Origin of the sequence: Asticcacaulis sp. AND118, from assembly GCF_020535245.1 — a bacterium.
GTDB lineage: Bacteria > Pseudomonadota > Alphaproteobacteria > Caulobacterales > Caulobacteraceae > Asticcacaulis.
The window spans coordinates 579,768-599,702 of the sequence record NZ_CP084910.1 but is presented as its reverse complement, the minus strand read 5'-3'; the positions used below and the strand labels follow the sequence as shown (position 1 = coordinate 599,702).

The 19,935-nt window shown below is 63.4% G+C and carries 22 protein-coding genes; 10 read left to right on the top strand and 12 right to left on the bottom strand.

The window, feature by feature from the left end:
• Window positions 1-55: 55 nt before the first annotated feature.
• The gene (locus tag LH365_RS02855; RefSeq protein WP_226744701.1) at window positions 56-718 is read right to left on the bottom strand and encodes a hemolysin III family protein; all 663 of its coding nucleotides are present in this window, start codon (window positions 716-718) and stop codon (window positions 56-58) included.
• A 140-nt stretch (window positions 719-858) separates the two neighbouring features.
• Between LH365_RS02855 and LH365_RS02850 the strand changes: the two genes are divergently transcribed.
• Window positions 859-2,058: an MFS transporter gene (locus LH365_RS02850; RefSeq protein WP_226744700.1), complete on the top strand. Its 1,200-nt coding sequence runs from the start codon at window positions 859-861 to the stop codon at window positions 2,056-2,058.
• A 90-nt stretch (window positions 2,059-2,148) separates the two neighbouring features.
• On the opposite strand, the gene LH365_RS02845 is transcribed toward LH365_RS02850, so the two are convergent.
• The gene (locus tag LH365_RS02845; protein ID WP_226744699.1) at window positions 2,149-2,538 is read right to left on the bottom strand and encodes a hypothetical protein; all 390 of its coding nucleotides are present in this window, start codon (window positions 2,536-2,538) and stop codon (window positions 2,149-2,151) included.
• Window positions 2,539-2,602: 64 nt separating this feature from the next.
• A complete protein-coding gene (locus LH365_RS02840; RefSeq protein WP_226744698.1) occupies window positions 2,603-2,932 on the bottom strand; it encodes a DUF1491 family protein in 330 nt (109 codons plus the stop codon).
• Window positions 2,933-3,121: 189 nt separating this feature from the next.
• On the opposite strand from LH365_RS02840, the gene LH365_RS02835 reads away from it, so the two are divergent.
• The gene (locus LH365_RS02835) at window positions 3,122-4,036 is read left to right on the top strand and encodes a hypothetical protein (RefSeq protein WP_226744697.1); all 915 of its coding nucleotides are present in this window, start codon (window positions 3,122-3,124) and stop codon (window positions 4,034-4,036) included.
• Here LH365_RS02835 and LH365_RS02830 read toward each other — a convergent pair whose 3' ends face one another.
• Entirely contained in the window at window positions 4,037-5,836 is a 1,800-nt protein-coding gene (locus LH365_RS02830; protein ID WP_226744696.1) for a HAMP domain-containing sensor histidine kinase, read from the bottom strand.
• Window positions 5,837-6,018: 182 nt separating this feature from the next.
• On the opposite strand from LH365_RS02830, the gene LH365_RS02825 reads away from it, so the two are divergent.
• Window positions 6,019-6,762, top strand: coding sequence for a HAMP domain-containing sensor histidine kinase (locus LH365_RS02825; RefSeq protein WP_226744695.1), 744 nt, complete (start codon window positions 6,019-6,021; stop codon window positions 6,760-6,762).
• Window positions 6,763-6,803: 41 nt separating this feature from the next.
• Window positions 6,804-7,217 carry a SufE family protein gene (locus LH365_RS02820; protein WP_226744694.1) on the top strand — a complete coding sequence of 138 codons (414 nt, stop codon included), beginning with the start codon at window positions 6,804-6,806 and terminating at the stop codon, window positions 7,215-7,217.
• 99 nt (window positions 7,218-7,316) lie between these two features.
• On the opposite strand, the gene LH365_RS02815 is transcribed toward LH365_RS02820, so the two are convergent.
• The 7 genes from LH365_RS02815 to cysK all read right to left on the bottom strand — a co-directional run bounded on the left by LH365_RS02815 (window position 7,317) and on the right by cysK (window position 12,872).
• Window positions 7,317-7,688: a hypothetical protein gene (locus LH365_RS02815; protein WP_226744693.1), complete on the bottom strand. Its 372-nt coding sequence runs from the start codon at window positions 7,686-7,688 to the stop codon at window positions 7,317-7,319.
• A 141-nt stretch (window positions 7,689-7,829) separates the two neighbouring features.
• Complete coding sequence (locus tag LH365_RS02810; protein ID WP_226744692.1) at window positions 7,830-8,414, bottom strand: hypothetical protein; 585 nt, start codon at window positions 8,412-8,414, stop codon at window positions 7,830-7,832.
• Complete coding sequence (locus LH365_RS02805) at window positions 8,414-8,779, bottom strand: helix-turn-helix domain-containing protein (protein WP_226744691.1); 366 nt, start codon at window positions 8,777-8,779, stop codon at window positions 8,414-8,416. The genes LH365_RS02810 and LH365_RS02805 overlap by 1 nt, the downstream gene beginning before the upstream one ends.
• Window positions 8,780-9,014: 235 nt before the next feature.
• Window positions 9,015-9,521, bottom strand: a complete 507-nt coding sequence (locus LH365_RS02800) for a PAS domain-containing protein (RefSeq protein ID WP_226744690.1) — start codon at window positions 9,519-9,521, stop codon at window positions 9,015-9,017.
• A gap of 343 nt (window positions 9,522-9,864) precedes the next feature.
• Window positions 9,865-10,287, bottom strand: coding sequence for a MucR family transcriptional regulator (locus LH365_RS02795; RefSeq protein ID WP_226744689.1), 423 nt, complete (start codon window positions 10,285-10,287; stop codon window positions 9,865-9,867).
• 113 nt (window positions 10,288-10,400) lie between these two features.
• Window positions 10,401-11,675 (bottom strand): DUF2336 domain-containing protein, encoded by a 1,275-nt coding sequence (locus LH365_RS02790; protein ID WP_226744688.1) that lies wholly within the window; start codon window positions 11,673-11,675, stop codon window positions 10,401-10,403.
• A gap of 210 nt (window positions 11,676-11,885) precedes the next feature.
• Complete coding sequence (cysK, locus tag LH365_RS02785; protein ID WP_226744687.1) at window positions 11,886-12,872, bottom strand: cysteine synthase A; 987 nt, start codon at window positions 12,870-12,872, stop codon at window positions 11,886-11,888.
• A 320-nt stretch (window positions 12,873-13,192) separates the two neighbouring features.
• On the opposite strand from cysK, the gene chpT reads away from it, so the two are divergent.
• From chpT to LH365_RS02755, 6 genes are all read left to right on the top strand, one after another.
• Window positions 13,193-13,891, top strand: a complete 699-nt coding sequence (gene chpT, locus LH365_RS02780) for a histidine phosphotransferase ChpT (protein ID WP_226744686.1) — start codon at window positions 13,193-13,195, stop codon at window positions 13,889-13,891.
• Between the two features lie 138 nt (window positions 13,892-14,029).
• Window positions 14,030-16,420: a chemotaxis protein CheA gene (locus LH365_RS02775; protein WP_226744685.1), complete on the top strand. Its 2,391-nt coding sequence runs from the start codon at window positions 14,030-14,032 to the stop codon at window positions 16,418-16,420.
• Window positions 16,421-16,429: 9 nt separating this feature from the next.
• On the top strand, window positions 16,430-16,873 hold the full coding sequence (locus tag LH365_RS02770) for a chemotaxis protein CheW (protein ID WP_226744684.1): 444 nt from the start codon (window positions 16,430-16,432) through the stop codon (window positions 16,871-16,873).
• A gap of 78 nt (window positions 16,874-16,951) precedes the next feature.
• Window positions 16,952-17,317 carry a PleD family two-component system response regulator gene (locus tag LH365_RS02765; protein WP_107877497.1) on the top strand — a complete coding sequence of 122 codons (366 nt, stop codon included), beginning with the start codon at window positions 16,952-16,954 and terminating at the stop codon, window positions 17,315-17,317.
• 15 nt (window positions 17,318-17,332) lie between these two features.
• The gene (locus LH365_RS02760) at window positions 17,333-18,544 is read left to right on the top strand and encodes a chemotaxis response regulator protein-glutamate methylesterase (protein ID WP_226744683.1); all 1,212 of its coding nucleotides are present in this window, start codon (window positions 17,333-17,335) and stop codon (window positions 18,542-18,544) included.
• Window positions 18,541-19,380, top strand: a complete 840-nt coding sequence (locus LH365_RS02755) for a protein-glutamate O-methyltransferase CheR (RefSeq protein WP_226744682.1) — start codon at window positions 18,541-18,543, stop codon at window positions 19,378-19,380. The genes LH365_RS02760 and LH365_RS02755 overlap by 4 nt, the downstream gene beginning before the upstream one ends.
• 168 nt (window positions 19,381-19,548) lie before the next feature.
• Here the strand turns inward: LH365_RS02755 and arsC are convergent, their stop codons facing one another.
• Window positions 19,549-19,926, bottom strand: coding sequence for an arsenate reductase (glutaredoxin) (gene arsC, locus LH365_RS02750; RefSeq protein ID WP_226744681.1), 378 nt, complete (start codon window positions 19,924-19,926; stop codon window positions 19,549-19,551).
• Window positions 19,927-19,935: the final 9 nt, after the last annotated feature.

Genomic DNA, 19,935 nt, shown 5'->3' with positions numbered 1-19,935 from the left:
TATAGCGCCAACCGCATCACATGCCGACGCGAGCCGGCAGCACCAACAAAAGGGATCAATGACCGACCAGCACCACGCCGACCAGCACCGCGCACCAGTGCAGAACGGCCCCGGTAATCACATGACCATGCCAGATGGCGCGGCGGAATTTCAGGCGCTTCATCATGTAGAAGATGGCCCCGACGCTATAGACCACACCGCCGATGGCCAGCAGAATCATGGCGGCCGGGGGCACATCGGCGATCATCGGCTTGAGCGCAATAACGACCAGCCAGCCGAGAATGAGATAGAGCGCCACCCATACCCCCTTGCCCACGCCGGGCAGGAACAGCTTGCCCAGAATGCCCAGTCCGGCGAGCGTCCATACCCCGGCCGTCATGCCCCAGGCCCACGCGCCGTCCAGCGCCTGAGTGGTGAAGGGCGTATAGCTGGCGGCGATCATCAGGAAGATGCCGGCATGGTCGAGACGGCGCAGGAAGGGCTGAAAGCGCGGGCTGGCGAAATTATAGGCGGTGGAAAAGGCCAGCATGGCGATCATGCCGAGGGCATAGATGATCACGGCGGCGACCATGCCCAGCAGGCCCTGCGTCACCGCCAGCCCCAGCACAACGCCGCCGCCGAACAGGGCGAAGGCCAGCCCGGTCACGTGCACGATCAGATCGGCATGGCGCGCCCATTGGGTCGGATAGTGCGGCAGAGGGGGCAGGGACAGGTTCATGGGCGGAGGATCGCGCGATAGAGGGCTTGGGTCAATTCAAACCGTGTTGCATTGCGTTTTAGCCGACTGCCGCAACGGAAAGGCAAGCCTTTTCGCGTTCAACCGTTTGCACCTGCGAAACGACGGCCTATATGGAGCCCATGACCGCCCCCCGCCCCCTGTCTCCCGCTCTCGTCGTTCTCTTCGCCTTTGCCTGCGGGGCGATCGTCGGCAATCTTTATTACGCTCAGCCGATCATCGAACTGATCGCGCCCGATATCGGCCTGTCGCAGGCGACGGCCAGCCTGATCGTGTCCCTGACCCAGATCGGCTATGTGGCGGGGATGCTGTTCATCACGCCGCTGCTGGACCTGTTCGAGAACAAGCGCCTGATCCTCAGCACATTGGGATTGGCCTTTCTCAGCCTGATCCTCAGCGCCACGGCGCAGAACGGCGGGCTGTTCCTGTTCGTAGCCTTTCTGACCGGTCTGGGGGCCGTGTCGGTGCAGATGCTGATTCCGCTGGCGGCGCACCTCAGCCCCGAAGAGACGCGCGGGCGGACGGTCGGCAATATCATGGGCGGCCTGCTGACCGGCATATTGTTGTCGCGGCCTTTGTCGAGCTTCGTCGCCGATCATCTGGGCTGGCGCGCCGTGTTCTTCATCGCCGCCGGATTGATGATCGTCATCGGTCTTGTGCTGGCCCTGACCCTGCCGAAGCACAGCCCGTCGCATAAGGCGCGTTACAGCACGCTGCTGGGGTCGATGGCCTCGCTGTGGCTGACCCAACCGGTGCTGCGGCGGCGTTCGCTGCTGCAGGCGACCATGTTCGGCACGTTCAGCCTCTTCTGGACCGCCGTGCCGCTGGAGCTGTTCCGTGCCTTTCACCTCAGTCAGTCGCAGATCGCCCTGTTCGCTCTGGCCGGAGCCGCCGGCGCTCTGGCCGCGCCGTTGAGCGGGCGGCTGGGCGATGCCGGGCACGGCGCGACGGTGACTCTGGCAGGTCTGATCGGCGGGGCAGTGGCCATGGTCAGCGGCGCGGTTCCGGCGCTGGTCAGCATCGCGTCGCTGATGATCGCCGGGATCGTGCTCGATGCCTGCGTGCAGTTGACGATGATCCAGGGGCAACGCGCCATCTACAGCCTCGACCCGCACAGCCGGGGGCGTCTGAACGGGCTCTATATGGCGTCGATCTTCGTGGGCGGGGCGATCGGCTCGGCTCTGGCCAGCCCGCTCTATGGCGTGGGCGGCTGGACGGCCATTGCGATTGCCGGCACGCTGGCCCCGCTGACCGGTTTAGCGATTTACCTGACAGGCGAACGGATGGCCTCGGCATCACCTACTCCGGACCTAAAAGCCTGAATTTTGGATGAGATGCCAGAAGCCTAGCGCCGGCTGTATATGAATACAGCCAAGCGACGGCGACGCCGCAGATCGCCAAAAGGCAGGCTTTTAAGCCGCGTTGCGGTGCCAGACGGCCCCATCCACCTTGGCTGCGTCGAGCTGACCGGCGGCCTGTTGCTGATACATCATGCCCAGAGCCATTTCGTTGAGCGCCTTGAAATCGGCGGCGACGTCGTTCGGCTGACCGCGACCGCCGGTGTCCATGAACTGGGCGGCGTTGACGCGCGGCATCTTGAGATGCAGCAGGTAGCACAGACGGCGGGCGCGCTCCGGATTGAAGCGGTGCGCCTGCGGATTCTCGGCGAACATCTCCTTGCCCAGTTGGGCGATGTAGTCGAGCGACAACGCCTCGAAGCGCTGGGCATCGAGCGGATGCATCATGCGCGAGGGGTCGAGATCGAAGACAACATCGTTGAGGAGGAAGTGCAAAGCGGTCACCTTCTGTGCTTACTGAGGGATCATCCTGACACAGAGGGTTTGAAATCCGGTTTAGGAACAGGGTTTACAAAAGCTGAATGGATTCAGTGAGGAAATGCCGTCCTTCGGTGTCTTCGATCTCCACCACCCACAGGTCGGAGTCGAAGCGGCGCTCGCGCTCGATATAGGTTTCGATGGCTTCCGGGTCGTGCGAAGCGATGGGCTTCATCCATTTTACCTCGTCGCCGGCGGTCACCTGACGCAATATATAGGTCTCGCGCTCGCGCAAATGGGTGATTTTCAGGATCACGGCACCGGCCCGCGCATCGCCCTTTTTCAGCACATAGGCAAAGGCCCCGCCCTGTTCGGCGCGGCGGATGAGGGCCGATACCCAGAGATCGGTCGACAGTAACATCCGGTTTACTCTGTTTGCTCACAGGGACTTAAACCCGTTCGTCTATAGTCGCCCTATCAAGGGATGTCGAACGTGTATCGCTTTAAAATTTCCAAGCGCATGCCGAAAAGTGGGACGCACTTTTCGGACTCAAATGCGCGACCAGACAAAACCCCAGAAAAGCATTCCAATCTGAAAAGATTGGGATGTGTGCTGGGTACCGCTCTCGCGCTGATGCTGACCGCCACCGGTGCCGCCGCTGAAACCGTGTCTCTCGACACGCTGACCAAGCGCCAGTTCATCAGCACGGCCAATGCCCGCTGTCAGTGGTTCGACGGCCCGACGACGCTTGCGCTGAAGGCCGGCCTGCTGCAGAACCGCAATGCCGCGCTCAATCACGGCGTCGCCCCTGCAACCGTCTATGGCGCGCTCGACCGCGCCCGCACCGCCGCCTGGCGCGCCGAATGCAACAATCCCGCGCTGGTCAAGGAAGTCGAGACGATGCGCGGCGCCTATCGCGGCTTCGTGGCGCAGAACCGTCTGAGCCTGCCCGGTCTGCGCAGTGAATGGCTGGCCGACCGCACGGAACAGAACCTGTCGAAATGGCGTCTGGTGCAGTACCAGCAGACCGGCAATGTCTCGATGGCCTTCGGCCTCTACGGTACACTGAAAGGTCAGAATCTGAGCGTTATGGCGCAGTTCAACGGCGAGCAGCCCTATGCGGCGCGCCTGATCGTGCGCGACCCCAAGACCCGCGCCACCGGCTTCATCAATCGCGAAGCTCTGGCCGTATCGGCGCAGATGCCGAAGGGCCTCAGCCGCTACGATCTGAGCTTCGCCGCCTCGAACCGCCGCGAAACGCAAATCGCGCTGAAGAACACACCGCGCGTCAATCTGGCCGGGTTCACGGTCGATGGAAAATTCGCCGGCCACGCCGAAAAGCGCGACACCCTGCGCTTCGACTTCCCGATGAACGCCACGGTGGCCATCGGCAAGCTGGACCCGCGCGAGGATGTCGTGGTGGCGTTCGAGTTCAACAACGGCACGCAATATGCGCGCTTCGAAGCCGGTGACTTCGTGCCGGGGCTGGTCTTCGCGACCCTGCCCTCGCCGTATGGACAGTAATCAGGACTTCGGCGGACGGATGACGAAATCGCTGCCGGTCAGGTCGGGCGGCGTATAGAGGCGGTCTTCCAGCGGCTTGGGCGTTTCCGACGACAGCGCCACCAGAGTTTCGCTTTCCGGTGCGCCCGGCGGGCTGAGCGGCAGTTCCGGTTGATCCGGATTGAAGGCGATAGGCAGCAGCAGGCTGACGCTCGTGCCCACGCCCAGCTCGCTCTCGATCGTCATGCGCCCGCGATGCAGCCCGGCCAGCGCCTGCACCAGCGACAGGCCGAGCCCGGTGCCCAGCACGCGCTGCTCCATCGGTCCCGACTGCTCGTAAGGCTTGCCCAGACGTTTCAAATCTTCGGGCGCGATACCGACGCCGGTGTCGGTAATCTGGATGTCGATGCTGTCCGTGCCCGTATCGCTCAGCATCAAGGTCACGGTCCCGCCCTGCGGCGTGAACTTCACCGCATTGGATAGGAGGTTCAGGCACATCTGCTTAACCGCGCGCTTGTCGGCGGTGACCTCCAGCGGCGCGGGCGGCAGGATCGACTTCACCGTCACGCCCTTTTCGTGCGCGGTGGCGAGGATCAGGCGCAGCGCCGCCGACACCGGTTCGCGCGCGTCGAAACGCTCCAGCGACAGCTCGTACCGGCTGGCCTCGATCTTCGACATGTCGAGCACATCGTTGACCAGATCGAGCACGTGCTGGCCCGACTCCCAGATCAGTTGCGAATATTCGGCGTACTTGTCCGTCATGGGGCCGAACATCTGCTGACGCATGATGTCGGAAAAGCCGATGACGGCATTGAGCGGGGTGCGCAGTTCGTGGCTCATGCCCGCCAGAAAGCGCGACTTGCCCTCATTGAGCGTCTGGGCTTCCTGCTTGGCGGTTTCCAGTTCGTCCTCACGCGCGTGTTGCAGCGAGGCGTCGGCCAGCACGCCGTACAGCTTGCCGTCCGCCCCGCGGCGCAGGCTGAGGCGCACGAAATGGTCCAGCGCGGCGTGCGGCATGAAGCCTACCTCGGCACGGCCGCTTTGCTGCGCCGTCTCCAGCGCCTGCATCAGGCCCAGACGGTGCGGAACGTGGGCGCAGGTGATCAGGCCGTGCTTCATCAGCATACCCATATCCAGCCCTGGCGGCGTCTCGCCATAGGCCGACAGCAGGCGGCCTTCGCTATCGACGGAGAGGATCAGTTGCGGCTGCTCGCTGAGAAGCGTCAAGAAGCGCGCCCGGTCGCTTTCGACGCCGCGCACGGCTTCGGTGCGCACGCGCAGCGCCGGCAGGAGCGACAAACCCAGGCCGGCGACCAGCGTCACCACCGCCACCGAGGCCAGCCAGAAGCTTTCGACGATGTCGGGCAGCGGAAACAGGCGCATCAGCGAGAAAAGGATGGCGAACAGGGTCACCGCCACCGACAGCGCCGCGCCCAGAAGAATCAGCCGACGCTGATTGAGCGCCACGGCGGCGGCCATCGGCGCGGCCACCCACGGCGCCAGTGGCCCCAGCACGCCGCCGGACAGGCCCAGCGCCACAAGACACGCGCCCGCCCAGATCCACACCAGCATCTGACGCGTGCGGAAATCGTCCTTGGTCAGCAAAAAGACGCTGCACACGCCGGGCAGCGCCGCCGCCGCCAGCGCCGCCAGCACATTGACCGAGGCCGGCAGGAAGATGAGATAGATCATCGAGGCCAGACTGACCGCCGACCAGCCGAGGTGCCAGGCGATGACGCCCAGCCGCACGCGACCGCGCGGCGTCGCCATCATGGCCCCGGTGGGTGATCTCAGTTCCTGCAGATAGGATTTCAGCGGCACGTCTTTACTCTTGAAACAACAGTCTATCCTAGCCAATCGCCGCCAAAAGAGAAAGACTCTCGCCCCGCAAGCGAGAAAGGTCCGAAAAAACCTCTTGTGAACGCGCGGTTATGTGGAAACCTCTGCTTAAGACGTTAACTGTAATCTCCGCGTCTGAGTTTCCTCCTTCCGGCGCACCCTTGATGGACAAACAACCGGCGGCCCTTCCCCCGATGGCCAGCCCGACGTCGGATTCCGATATCGGCAAGCGCGCCTTCATGCGCATGGTCAGCCACGAACTGCGCACCCCGCTCAACTCGATCATCGGTTTTGCCGAAGTGCTGACGCACGAGCTTTACGGCCCCCTCGGCGCGCCGCAATACAGCGAATATGCCGGCATCATCCGCGACAGCGGCAAGAAATTATTGAGCCTGTTTAACGATGTGCTGGAACTGGTGCGACTGGAAAGCGAGCCCGGCCTGCTGCGCCCGGAGGTCGACGTCCTGCTGCCGCACATCCACGACGCGGTGCGCCGCCACGCCCCGGAAGCGCAGGCGCGCGGTGTCCACGTCCTGCCCGGACTGGCCGACGCAGAGCTAAGTGCCTGTTTCGATCCGCGAGCCTTAAGCCTGTGTCTTGATCACCTGATCGCCAACGCCATCGACTTCACCCCCGAAGGCCGCGACGTGGAAATCACCGCGCGCCCGGACGGGGACTGGGTCGATATCGCCGTCTACAATCCCGGCAAGGCCCCCGATCCGGCGGATATTCCGCGCCTGATGCGTCCGTTCGAACAGGGCGCCAGCGACTATAACCGCACCCGCGAAGGCGCGGGGCTGGGCTGGCCCATCGTCAGGCTGGCCAGCGTGGCCATGGGCGGGGCCTTCGCCGTGCAGTCGGACCCCCGCAACGGGCTGAAGGCCGTGGTGAGGTTGAAGCGGCGATAGAAAGATTGTGTCATGACGCGCTGTCGCGCTATAGCGACGGCATGACCGACACATTCGACGCCCGCCTGAGCGATCTGCTCGAAGAATTCGCCCTCTTCGACGACTGGGAAGACCGCTACCGCTACATTATCGACCTGGGCAAGACGCTGGCACCGCTAACCGACGCCGAGCGCAACGAGGTGACGCGCGTGCGCGGCTGCGCCTCTCAGGTGTGGCTGATGATGGATGGCGGCGATGACGGGATATTGCGCTTCCGCGGCGATTCCGACGCCCATATCGTCAAGGGGCTGATCGCCATTCTGGTGCGGCTTCTGAACGACCTGCCGCTGTCCGAGGTGCGCGACTTCTCCATCCGCGACACCCTGACCCGGCTGGGGCTGGACGAGGCCCTGTCGTCGCAGCGCACCAACGGCCTGATCTCGATGGTCGAGCGCCTGAAACAGGCCGCAGCTTAGAGCGTCAATCCGACGAGGTCGTATAACCGCTCTAAGTTTTTTGTTTTGCCGCGCATGTGATTCCAAAAACCGCTGCACACTTTTTGGAATGCGCTCTAATCACGCTCTCATCCGGATATCGGCTTCGATCTCGCGCAGGCGACGGGCGCGACGGCGGGCGATCATGCCCATGCTGCCCATGACCGAAAGCGCGGCGCAGAACAGGCCGAACTGGATCAGCCCTTCCGGACGGAAGCCGTAGGCGATGCCCTGCGTGATATAGCCGTTAAGCAGGGCCACCGTCCCCGGCAGGGTGCCGACCGCCACACCGATCGCCGCCCAGACATACTCAGTGACATGCTCGCGCCGCGTTTCGCACAGGGCGTCCAGTTCCTCGTTCGACACCACATGACGCAGCGGCTTGTCCAGCGTGCCACGCAGCGGATTTTTGAGGCTGGTCACTGTACCGGCCGAAAGTTTGTCTTCAGACATGAGGCGTCCTTTTTCCGAACTCTGCACCTATCCTCACCCTGCGAACGGCTGAGGTCAACCGGCACGACCCGCTTTCTGTAACACTGTCATCGGCGCGCTATAGTTCCGGGTGTTTTCGTTTCATTGCGGCACAGCACAAGGTTAAGCGCCGATCCGATAATAAACCGCAAGGCGATCAAACGCTTGCGAAAGTTGCGCCGCAGCATTTTCAGCGAAACCCGCCGCAGCCAGCCGCCAGCCCTCGATGGACACCCGCCGCACCGCACGCGCCATGTCGCCCCCTGCCCCGCTCAGGGCCCGCTCCGCCTCTTCGACCCGCCGGCGCGCGTGGATGCGATAGAGCGAGGCATCCCCCGCCGTCGTCGTACGGCCCCCGCCGCCAAACCGCGCCCAGTTCTGGGTCAGGGCCTCCGCCGCGAATCCCGCCTCATGGTCGCGCCGCCACTGATCGAGCGCCAGGAGCTGGCAACGGTCGAAATAGCCCTCGCGAATCAGGTCGGCCAGATCGACCGCCGTCGGGGCGATCTTCAGGCTCAGACGGCCATCGGCATGGCGCGTCAGGGGCCCCAGAGCCTGCACGGCCTGAAGGTCGGCCTCTTTCAGCCGGTCCACGGCCCGGCGGCGGCCATCGGCGCTGAGGCGCAGTTCGTAGCCGCCCGCCACCGGCTTCAGATGCGCCCCCGCCTGCCCCAGCTTCTCGCGCACGCCTTCCGGTGTGCCGCGCATCAGGCCACCCGCCGGCGCGGCAGGGCCAGTCCCGACGGCAGGTCCTGCAGGCAGGCCTCCAGCCGCTCGATCTGTTCGTCCCACAGCCGATCGTCGCGCAGATCCTCGATACGGCGGCAGGCATGGCCCACCGTGGTGCGGTCGCGTCCGAAGGCCGCCCCGATGCGGTAGAGCGGCCACTGCCACGCCACCGAGATCAGATACATGGCCAGTTGCCGCGCCCGCGCCGTGCGCGCGTCCTTGCGGTCCGTGGCGCTGATGTCGGACAGCGGCACCCCCGTCACCACCGACACCAGCCCCATGACATAGGCCACCTGCGACTTATCGATCTGGGGATCCGCCTGCGTCTCCATTGCCCGTTTCATCACTATCCCCCTTTGCGAGATACAAATGTTGCCAATTTGTTCTCATGTTAAACGAGGGCGATAGTGAGAGGATAGTTTTCCTATTTCAACTCACAAATTGGGCAATTAAGCCTATTTTCGCGCCCAGATAGGGGGATGGATGGCTTCCGCCGCACAGCAAAACCCTGGCGTGCGGGCGCTTTCGTACCCTTTCAGGCGCGCGAAAACCGGCAGGAATCATCTCAGGGAAAAAGGATCAGGCGGCGCGAATGCCGCTGGGGCCGGCCAGATCCGGCTGTCCGATCAGGGCATCGTGACCCAGAATCATATCGACCTTGACGCCGTCGGAGGCGAGCGGCAGGCGCAACCAGAACAGGGCCAGGGACTTTGACCCGCGCCAGGCCATAGAGTGCAGGCCGACGCTGGGCTTGCGCGTCCGCACGACGAAGGTCAGTTCCTCGGCCCAGTACTGCGCCTCGTTCGGCCCGTAGATTTCGTTGAAATGCTTGCCGGTGATCTCCATGCCGTAGGCGGCGTAGAGGTCGGTCCCGGCCAGGCGCTGACGAAACAGGTCCGGCACGTTCGACGGATCGTCGGACAGGACGTCGATGAGGGAGATGGTCGGCAACAGCTTGCGCACGCTGACGGGATCGATGTCGGCGCGGGACGGCAGGCGTCCGGGACGGCGCAGGCTCTTCCAGTACCGGAAGACCTCCTCGTGCATGCGCAAAGCGCTCAGCATTTCCGCCGCCATGCCCGTCATAACTACCCTGAAACCACGCCCCGTATACGAATCACTGATTTTCACCTTCTCTTAATCGGCGATTCCTTGGCAAGCAAAAAAGGGTTAATGAGAGATTTAAACCTTAATAACGCCACAACCTATCCACAGATGTGCGCACACGGCTAACCCCGACAGGATTCAGACTCCTTTTGTTCTCATAAACAGCCATTTTTTGTAAAAAACCGGTATTATTACCTCTGTGAAAAACAAAAAGGCGTTCCGAATCCGGCGATTCGAAACGCCTTGTACTTTGGCGAGTCTTATTAAGCGGGTCGCGCGAGGCGATTCTATAGTTAATGCGACTCTTTATTAGCAACGCGGATCAAGGTTTGGCGCGGGCCGTCGCCGCCGGACGGCTCGATTGCCCCAGCCCCATCTGCTTGGCCAGTTCCGAGCGAGCCTTGGCGTAGCCCGGCGCCACCATCGGATAGTCCTGCGGCAGGTTCCATTTGGCGCGGTATTCCTCGGGGCTCATATTGAACTTGGCGCGCAGGTGGCGCTTGAGCGACTTGAACTTGCGGCCGTCCTCAAGGCAGATGAGGTATTCGCTGGTCACCGACTTGCGCACCGGCACGGCGGGTTCGCGCGCGGCCTCGACCGGAGCCCCGCCGCGAGACAGGGTGATCAGCGCGCCGTGCACGCTCTGGATCAGCGCGGGCAGCTCGGCGGACGGGAGCGAGTTGTGGCCGACATAGGCCGACACGATTTCCACGGCCATATCCGTGGCGCTGGGTTTGATAGTCATTGTCTCACCTGAAAAAGTCTTAATCGAATAAATAAACAAGGTTCCACACAGCCTATGAAATGTCGGCTGTTAAAAAGAGATGCGGAACTTGGCGAAATAACGCGAATATGGCCCTAACGCTTGAGGTCCTGGGCAAAAGCCAGCATAGCCGCACGTTGCGGCACGGACAAGGCGTCTGTTTCCATGGCCTCGCCTTGCGATATGGCGCGGATCATCATCGGCGTCAGGGCCGAGGACAGCGACCAGTTCCAGTAACGCAGCACCGTCTGGGCGCGATCGACCGCCAGGGTGTCGTAGACGATCAGCACGCGCTCAAGATCGGGGTGCACCTCGCCGTCCTTCTGCCCCGGCCGGCGCAGGGCCCGCCACAGATTGCGCAGGTCGGTCTTTTTCAGGCCCGTCGCCTTGCACAGCACGGCCAGCCCTTCGCCGCCGCGGTCGCGCATGATCTTGGCCCCGGTCGAGGGCTTGAGCCCCGACAGGTAGGAGATTTCCTCGGCGGTGTGGCGCGTCATGCCGTTGCGCGCGGCTTCGATGATGGCCGCTTCGAGGCTCTCGAACGGGCTTTTCTTCAGGGCTTCGCGATTGCGCTGACGGCGCTCGATGAATTGCAGGGCCTTGCGCGACAAAGGGTCGCCCCACCCCTCCTTGGCCGCCATGGCGAACACGTCGCCGGCCGAATCCTGCATGACCTCGCGGTTGACGGCGAAGCGGCCCAGAATGACCTTGCGCACCTCGGCGTCGGCCCACCAGAACATGACATAGGCCGAACTGGGGCGCAGTTCGAGGCGACGGATCAGCAGCGGCACGAGGCGCGGCGCGTCCTGACTCATCGAAACGGCGGTTTCGATCGCGCCCTGCGACAGGGTCGCCGTGCGGTTCTTCAGCAGGCACTCGATAGCGTCGATATCACCCGTATCGGTCAGGGCCTCCGCCACCACAGGCCCGATATGTTTGCGGGCGGCCATCAGGCGCAGATGGGCCGGCGTCGCGCGGCGGATGCAAAAAAGCAGGTCGGTTTCGGCCAGAGATTCGCAGTCCTCGATCAGGAAGCGGGCAATCTCCGGCTCGTCGGTGATCAGCAGGCGCACCAGCGTGTGCGGCACTTCGCTCAGCTTGCACAGGCGGCGGGCGACGCGCAGGCGCTCGCCCTTCTGGGCCTCGCGCAGCATCTCGACCAGCAGGTCGGCGGTGACCGCGCGCTCGAAGGCGTTGACGCGGGTTTCCGGCAGGCAAACCACGTCGGCAAGGCGTTTCAGCAGGGTCTGGCGCGCGGGGAAGACCTGTTCCGGCTCGGTTTCGGCCACGCCTTCGCCGGCCACGAGGCTGCCGTCAGCGGACAGTTCGTCTTCGGGGCCGATGGCTGGCGAGTCGGTAGGCGTGCTCATGCGCGCACTATGCCTAGCGAGATATTAAAAGAGGTTAAAAGGGAGTTGGCGGAAAGTCCCTCCCCTCATTTGGCTGCGCCGGACGGCGTTCAGGGGAGGGACTTTAGAGGCTCAGGTTAAAATCGTGAGATTTGACCGGGCGGCCGGTGCCGGCTGTATATAAATACAGCCAGGCGACGGCGACGCACTGATTACCCAAAGACCACGATTTTAAAGGCCGTCGAACAGAGCGGTCGACAGGTAACGCTCCGCAAACGACGGAATGATCGCCACGATGGTCTTGCCCGCATAGGCGTCCTGCGCCGCCAGACGGAAGGCCGCCTTCAGCGCCGCGCCGGACGAAATGCCGACCGGCAGACCTTCCAGTTGCGCCGCCTGACGCGCGGTGGCGAAGGCGTCGTCGTTCGACACCTTTTCGACCTTGTCGATCACGCCCTTATCCAGAATACCCGGCACGAAGCCCGCGCCGATGCCCTGAATCTTGTGCGGGCCGGGCTCGCCGCCCGACAGAACCGGCGACGCTTCGGGCTCGACCGCGACGATCTCGACCGAGGCCTTCTTCTCTTTCAGCACCTGACCGATGCCGGTGATCGAGCCGCCGGTGCCGACGCCGGAGACCAGCACGTCGACCGCGCCGTCCGTGTCGTTCCAGATTTCCTCGGCGGTCGAGATGCGGTGGATTTCCGGGTTGGCGGCGTTTTCGAACTGCTGCGGCATGACCGCGCCCGGCGTAGCGGCGACCAGTTCCTGCGCACGGTTCACCGCGCCGCGCATACCCTTTTCCGCCGGGGTCAGTTCAAGACGCGCGCCGAGAAGCGCCAGCATCTTGCGGCGTTCCAGCGACATCGATTCCGGCATGACCAGAATCAGTTCGTAACCCTTCTGGGCGGCGACGAAGGCCAGCGCAATGCCTGTATTGCCCGAGGTCGGCTCGATGATGACCCCGCCGGGCTTCAGTTGACCCGAAAGCTCCAGCGCCTCGATCATGGCCACGCCGATACGGTCCTTGACCGAGGCCAGCGGGTTGAAAAATTCCAGCTTGGCCAGAACCGTGGCCTTCGCGCCGTATTCGGCCGACAGGCGCGGCAGCTTCACCAGCGGGGTATCGCCGATAGTGTCGAGGATCGATTCGAACACCTTGCCGCGGCCCTTGCGGGCATAGCGGGACTGGGTCGTTTGCGATTGTGTGTCGGGCATGGAAAACCTCCGTAATAGGCTTTTCTGGGAATGTGATCTATAATGGCGGCGTCCCGTGCGGGCTGACCGGCAAGCTGTGGGACACTGCTTACTAAAGATGTCCGGCACTGACCATAGGCCTTAGGGTCAGCGGTCTTATGGCCTTAGCCATCACCGGCATTAAAAACAGTCTCGCTTCGCGGAAATGCGAATTTTGCCGATTATAGCCCCAAGGGTGTTCCCTGATAAGGCAAATCACCTCACACATGGCTCGATAAGAACTAAACTGCCAGCCTCAGCCACAGGATGGCGCCCCTTAACCGCAGAGACCTGAAAAGACCATGGACGACCTCACGCTTGCGACGCCCGAACAGGGTTCCGACACCGCCGCCGAGGCCAAGGCCCTGCCCAATCCGCACGAACTGGCGACGCAACTGGTGGCCAAGCTGTGCCACGACTTCATTTCGCCGACCGGGGCCATCATTTCCGGCCTTGACCTGCTCAGCGATCCGTCGGCGCAGGATATGCGCGACGACGCCGTGAACCTGATCCAGACCTCGGCGACCAAGCTGGTCACCCTTGTCCACTTCGCCCGCGTGGCCTTCGGCGCGGCGACTTCGGCGGAAGCCTTCTCGGCCAGGGAACTCAACAAATCGCTGTCGGACGTTTTTTCCACCATGCGCGCCAATCTCGAATTCGACATCGATGACACTGTCGTCTTCGAAAAGCCCGCCGCCCGCGCCCTGATGAACCTCGGCTACATCGCCGGCAACGCCCTGCCGACCGGCGGGACGGCGACACTGCGCCGCGAAGAGACCGAAGACGCCATCGTCCTGACCTCCGAATCAAAGGGCCCGCGCGCACGCCTCAAGCCCGAAGCCATCGAAGGCCTCAGCGGCCAGCCGCTGTCGGACGGCCTGAGCGGGCAGTGGATTCAGCCCTTCTGGCTCTATAGTGTGGTCAACGAGGCCGGCGGCACGCTGGATATCGTCAGCGAAACGGATTCGCTGAGCTTTAAAATCGTTCTTCCAAAAAAATAACAAAGTTCCTCTCACAAACCCCGTGTGAAAACACTCCTTTAACCAAACCATCTGATGATGGGAGGTCAAAGGCCCGACCCAGACCCTCATTCCGGGTCGGCCGCCAGTGTTCTGACGTGTGTTCTGACGGGGTATAAAGTGGACGATCTTATTGCCGAATTCCTGACCGAAACGGCCGAAAGCCTTGAGGTGGTCGATAGCGAGCTGGTTAAGTTCGAAGCCAATCCGACGGAACGGAAGACGCTCGACAATATTTTCCGCCTCGTTCACACGGTTAAGGGCACCTGCGGCTTCCTGGGGCTGTCGCGCCTCGAAGCCGTCGCCCATGCGGGTGAGACCCTGCTGGGCCGCTTCCGTGACGGCAAGCTGGAAGTCACGCCGATCGCCGTGACCCTGGTTCTGCACTCGATCGACCGCATCAAGGTCATCCTTAACGGCCTTGAGCAGACCGGCAACGAGCCTGACGGCGACGATCAGGACCTCATCTCGCAACTGGAAGCCATGGCCGAAGGCCGTGAAGTGGCCATCGACACCGTCCAGGCGGTTCAGGTTCCCGACCGTCCGATCAATGCCGACATCCCCGAAGTCGTCATTGCCGACGTCAAGCCCGAAGTGGAACGCACCCTGCGTCCGGGCGAGGTTTCGCTCGACGAACTGGAAGCCGCCTTCCTCGCCGCCGAAGCCCCCGACTGGATGAGCGATCCGGAGCCGGAAGCGGTAGCCGAGGTCAAGGAAACCCCGAAAGAAACCCCAAGGATTGAAGCGCCCGTCGCGGCCGCGCCGAAGGCCGAGCCCGCCGAGGCCCCGGTGTCCGGGGCACTGGCCGCCGCCTTGGGGGACGAAAACGGCGGCATCGCCACCACCCAGTCGATCCGCGTGTCGGTCGACGTGCTGGAAGGCCTGATGACGCTGGTGTCGGAAATGGTTCTGACCCGCAATCAGCTCCTTCAGATTTCGCGCAACCGCGAAGACTCGGCCTTCGCCACCCCGTTGCAACGCCTGTCGACCCTGACCGGCGAACTGCAGGACAGCGTGATGAAGACCCGCATGCAGCCCATCGGCGCGGCGTGGAAGAAGCTGCCCCGTCTGGTGCGCGACCTGTCGCACGAACTGGGCAAGAAGATCGACCTGGTCATGGAGGGCGAAGGCACGGAACTTGACAGACAGGTTCTGGAACTGATCCGCGATCCGCTGACCCACATGGTCCGCAACTCCGCCGACCACGGTCTGGAATCGACCGAGGAACGCATCCAGCTCGGCAAGCCGGCCAACGGTCAGGTCAAGCTGGCGGCCTTCCACGAAGGCGGCTACATCGTCATCCGCATCTCGGACAACGGTCGCGGCCTGAACACGGGCCGCATCCGTGAAAAGATCGTCGAAAAGGCGCTGGCGACCCGCGCCGAAGTCGACGGCATGAACGACCAGCAGATCCACCGCTACATATTCGCGCCGGGCTTCTCCACAGCGGCCAAGGTGACCAACCTGTCCGGCCGCGGCGTCGGCATGGACGTGGTGCGCACCAATATCGAGCAGATCGGCGGCCAGATCGACCTGGTCTCGATCGCCGGTCAGGGCACGACCTTCACCATCAAGATCCCGCTGACCCTCGCCATCGTCTCGGCCCTGATCGTCGGCGCCGGCGGCCAGAAGTTCGCCGTGCCGCAGACCGCCGTCATGGAACTGGTCCGCACGGGCGCGAACGCCGAGCACAAGATCGAAAAGATCAACGACGCCCTCGTCCTGCGCCTGCGCGAAAAGCTGCTGCCGCTGGTCCAGCTTGGGCCGACGCTGCAACTGGAAGCCGCCACCGAAGAAAACCCGACCTTCGTCATGGTCATTCAGGTCGGTGAGCGCCGCTACGGGCTCGTCGTCAACGACGTCCTCGACACCGAGGAAATCGTGGTCAAGCCGCTGGCCTCCATCCTGCGCGACGTCAACATCTTCTCCGGCGCGACCATTCTGGGCGACGGTTCGGTGGTGCTGATCCTCGACCCGAACGCCCTGTCCGAGCGTGCCGGGAATATGCTGGAAGAAAAGGCCGATGAAGGCGCCGAAGACGCCATCGCCGAAAGCGCCCAGGGTCAGAAGGTGGCCATGCTGATGTTCCGTGCCGGCAGCGGCGCGCCGAAGGCGGTCGAACTGGAACACATCACCCGCCTCGAACATGTCGAGTCGGACAAGATCGAGCGCATGGACGGCCGTGCGGCGCTGCAATACCGCGGCAAGCTCATGCCGATCCTCAACGTCTCCGACGCCTACGGCCTCAAGGAACAGGATATCCAGCCGCTGCTGGTCTTCACCGGCGAAGGCTACGCCATGGGTCTGGCGGTCGATGAGATCGTCGACGTGGTCGAGGACTTCCTGCAAATCGAGCTGTCGCCGGATCGTCCGGGTGTGCGCGGCACCGCCGTCATCACCGGTCGCGCCTGCGAAATCCTCGACGTCGACCACTATCTCCTGCGCGGTCTGGCCGAACACGCCCGCCGCCAGAACCATTCCGCTCACGAAATCGCCATCGAAGCTGCCTGAGGTTCATAAATGAGTATCCGTGACTATGTGACCCTGCGTGTCGGCGGCCAGTTGTTCGGCGTCGACGCCGCCCGCGTCCACGATGTCTTCCATCCGCGCGGCCTGACCCCCGTGCCGCTGTCGCGCACCGAAATCGCCGGCGTGCTGAACCTGCGCGGCCGTATCGTCACCGCCGTCTGCGCCCGCCGCCGCCTCGGCCTCGGCCCGCGTCCGGCCGACGCGCCGGAGCCGCTGGCCATCGGCCTCGAAGTGCACGGCGACTCTTACGGCCTCGTCATCGACTCGGTCGATGAGGTGCTGAAGCTGGACGACGAGAAATTCCATGCGCCGCCGGGCAATCTGCCGCCGCGCTGGGCCGAAATTATCGTCGGCGTTTATCAATTGGAAAAGGAACTTCTGATAGTTCTGGACCCGCACACCCTTCTGGACGCCGCCCACCTCAAAGCGGCTTAAAGTTTGGCGCGCCATTGAATCCGAAAACCGGTGCCCACTTTTCGGATTGCGCTTACGGGCTCAGGAAAAAAAATCGCCATGAAAACCTGCCTCGTCGTCGACGACAGCCGCGTTATCCGCAAGGTCGCCCGCCGCATTCTGGAAAACCTGCAGTTCGAAGTGGCCGAAGCCAATGACGGCCTCGAAGCCCTGAACTACTGCAAATCCTCCATGCCCGCCGCCATCCTGCTCGACTGGAACATGCCCGTCATGGACGGCATCACCTTCCTGCGCAACCTGCGCAAGGAAGAAGGCGGCACGGCCCCGGTCGTGGTGTTCTGCACCACCGAAAACGATCTCGCCCACATCACCGAGGCCCTGACCGAGGGCGCTTCCGAATACATCATGAAACCGTTCGACGGTGAAATTCTGGAAGCCAAGTTCTCGGAAGTCGGCCTCCTTTAAAGGCAAGTAACGCGTATGTCGCTCAATCCCAACCCTTCCGTATCGCTTCGCCCCCTGCGGGTGATGATCGTCGACGACTCGGCGGTGGTGCGCGGGCTCGTCACCCGCTGGATCGAGGCGGAAAGCGACATGATGCTGGTGGGTTCCGCCACCGACGGCCAGAAGGGCATCGACAAGCTCAAGGAACTTCAGCCCGACGTGCTGATCCTCGACATCGAGATGCCGAACATGAACGGCCTCGAAGCCCTGCCGAAAATGCTGGCGGCCAAGCCGGGCCTGAAGATTCTGATGGCCTCGACCCTGACGACGCGCGGCGCCTCGGTCACCATCCGCGCACTGGAACTGGGTGCGGCGGACTATGTGCCCAAGCCCGACTCCGCCCGCATCGGCGGCGCCGACGGCTTCCGTAACGAGCTTCTGACCAAGGTGCGCGCCCTGTGCGGCCGCACCCGCGCCTGGCCCAATGCCGCCGCGGCCGCCACCGGCTCGTCGGCCCCCAGCGCGACGATCACCCCGGCCTCGCCGACCTCCGGCATCGTCACACCGATCCGCGCCGTCGAACGCGCTCCGACCCCTTCTCCCGTTCAAAATCTCGGCCACGTCGCCGCCACGCCGCGCGTGCGCCCGCTGGCCGGTCCGCGCCGCTGCGACATCCTGCTGGTCGGCGCGTCGACCGGCGGCCCGCCGGCGCTGCGCAACTTCCTCGCCGGCCTCGGTCCCGACTGGCGCATCCCCGTGCTGATCGTTCAGCACATGCCCGCCACCTTCACCACCATCCTCGCCGAACACCTCGACAAGGCCCTGCCGCAGAAGGTGGTCGAGGCGCAGGACGGTATGGCGCTGAAGGGCAGCCACATCTACATCGCCCCCGGCGACTTCCACATGACGCTGAAAGGCACGCCCGGCCAGCCGTCGATCCGCCTCGATCAGACCGCGCCCGTCAACTGGTGCCGCCCGGCGGTCGATCCCCTCTTCAAGTCCGGCGCCGAACTGTACGGCAAGGGCGTGGTCGCCGTGGTGCTGACCGGCATGGGCCACGACGGCCGTGACGGCGCGAAGGCGCTGGTCGACCTCAACGCCACCGTCATGGTGCAGGACGAAAAATCTTCGGTCGTCTGGGGCATGCCCGGCGCGGTCGCCGAAGCCGGCCTCGCCGAATTCATAAAACCCATAGACGGGCTGGCCCAGGCCTGCAGAGCCATCGCAAAAGGTGAGAAAATCATATGACCCCGGAAGATACCGAACACCTTGCGGCCATGCTCAAGCAACGTTCCGGCCTGATCCTCGGCTCGGACAAGACCTATCTCATCGAAAGCCGCCTGGCCCCCGTGGCGCGCCGCGAAGGCTTCGCCAATGTCGGCGCGCTGCTGACGGCGCTGCGCACCAAGCGCGACGAGAAGCTGATCTACACCGTCACCGACGCGATGACGACCAACGAGACCTTCTTCTTCCGCGACAAGACGCCCTTCGACCAGTTCCGTTCGGACGTCCTGCCGGCGCTGGCCAAGGCCCGCACCAGCGACATCAAGATCTGGTGCGCCGCCGCCTCGACCGGTCAGGAGCCCTACTCGCTGGCCATGATGATGGAAGACGCCCGCGCGCAGTTCCCGCGTGTCAATCTCGACATCCTGGCCACCGACATTTCCGAGCGCTGCCTCGAAAAGGCGCAGGCCGGCCTCTATACGCAGTTCGAGGTCCAACGCGGCCTGCCCATCCAGATGATGGTCAAGCACTTCGAGAAGATCGACGAGATGTGGCGCATTTCGCCGAAAATCCGTCAGGCCGTGCGCTTCCGCAAGATGAACCTGCTCGACGATCTGCGCAGCATGGGCCGTCAGGACGTCATCTACTGCCGCAACGTGCTGATCTATTTCGACCTCGAAACCAAGAAGCGCGTGCTGGAACAGATGGCCGGGCTGCTGGCCGACGACGGCTACCTCTTCCTGGGCGCAGCGGAAACCGTGCTCGGCATCACCGACGTGTTCAAGCCGATGGCGGGGATGCGCGGCCTCTATGTCAAGAACCAGATCAGCGCCACCCAACCGGCGCGCAAGTTCGGCTAGAGCGCAATCCGATAAGGTGGGCACCCCTTTTGGCTTCGCCGAACTTCGTTTCGGAAAAATGGCGCGACCACTCAAAAACTGAGAGCGAGATGATGTGTCCACGTTAAATCATCTCGCTCCAAGCGCCACGAAAATCAAAGAAAAAGCCCTCCGTCCGGAGGGCTTTTTTTATTCGGCGATCACTCTGTCCAGCACCGCGTTGATCTGCGTCATCGGTCGCGCCACGACCGCGCCCTTCGGGGTCGAGACGATGGGGCGCTCGACAAGGATTGGATGCGCGATCATCGCCTTGAGCAGAACGGCGTCGGTCGCGCTCTTCAACCCCAGTTCCACGGCCAGCGGCTCCTTGGCGCGCAGCAGGGCCTTCAGCCCGCCCGCCTCTTTGGCCAGCGCTTTCAGGGTGTCCTTGTCCCAGCCGGTTTTCAGATATTCGACCACCTGCGGCGCGTAGCCGTTATCGGTCAGCAGCGCCAAGGCGGCGCGCGAGGTGGAGCAACGGGGATTGTGGTAGATGACAACCGGGAAGTCGGGCGAAAAGTCGGACATGGAAACTCT

Coding starts and splice junctions, on each gene's coding strand:
- LH365_RS02800 (WP_226744690.1), bottom strand. CDS start 9,521: ATGACGGGCATGGCGGCGGAAATGCTGAGCGCTTTGCGCATGCACGAG.
- LH365_RS02840 (WP_226744698.1), bottom strand. CDS start 2,932: ATGTTACTGTCGACCGATCTCTGGGTATCGGCCCTCATCCGCCGCGCC.
- LH365_RS02810 (WP_226744692.1), bottom strand. CDS start 8,414: ATGCGCGGCACACCGGAAGGCGTGCGCGAGAAGCTGGGGCAGGCGGGG.
- LH365_RS02760 (WP_226744683.1), top strand. CDS start 17,333: ATGTCGCTCAATCCCAACCCTTCCGTATCGCTTCGCCCCCTGCGGGTG.
- LH365_RS02825 (WP_226744695.1), top strand. CDS start 6,019: ATGGACAAACAACCGGCGGCCCTTCCCCCGATGGCCAGCCCGACGTCG.
- LH365_RS02765 (WP_107877497.1), top strand. CDS start 16,952: ATGAAAACCTGCCTCGTCGTCGACGACAGCCGCGTTATCCGCAAGGTC.
- arsC (WP_226744681.1), bottom strand. CDS start 19,926: ATGTCCGACTTTTCGCCCGACTTCCCGGTTGTCATCTACCACAATCCC.
- chpT (WP_226744686.1), top strand. CDS start 13,193: ATGGACGACCTCACGCTTGCGACGCCCGAACAGGGTTCCGACACCGCC.
- LH365_RS02855 (WP_226744701.1), bottom strand. CDS start 718: ATGAACCTGTCCCTGCCCCCTCTGCCGCACTATCCGACCCAATGGGCG.
- LH365_RS02755 (WP_226744682.1), top strand. CDS start 18,541: ATGACCCCGGAAGATACCGAACACCTTGCGGCCATGCTCAAGCAACGT.
- LH365_RS02795 (WP_226744689.1), bottom strand. CDS start 10,287: ATGACTATCAAACCCAGCGCCACGGATATGGCCGTGGAAATCGTGTCG.
- LH365_RS02850 (WP_226744700.1), top strand. CDS start 859: ATGACCGCCCCCCGCCCCCTGTCTCCCGCTCTCGTCGTTCTCTTCGCC.
- cysK (WP_226744687.1), bottom strand. CDS start 12,872: ATGCCCGACACACAATCGCAAACGACCCAGTCCCGCTATGCCCGCAAG.
- LH365_RS02790 (WP_226744688.1), bottom strand. CDS start 11,675: ATGAGCACGCCTACCGACTCGCCAGCCATCGGCCCCGAAGACGAACTG.
- LH365_RS02770 (WP_226744684.1), top strand. CDS start 16,430: ATGAGTATCCGTGACTATGTGACCCTGCGTGTCGGCGGCCAGTTGTTC.
- LH365_RS02820 (WP_226744694.1), top strand. CDS start 6,804: ATGACCGACACATTCGACGCCCGCCTGAGCGATCTGCTCGAAGAATTC.
- LH365_RS02815 (WP_226744693.1), bottom strand. CDS start 7,688: ATGTCTGAAGACAAACTTTCGGCCGGTACAGTGACCAGCCTCAAAAAT.
- LH365_RS02805 (WP_226744691.1), bottom strand. CDS start 8,779: ATGAAACGGGCAATGGAGACGCAGGCGGATCCCCAGATCGATAAGTCG.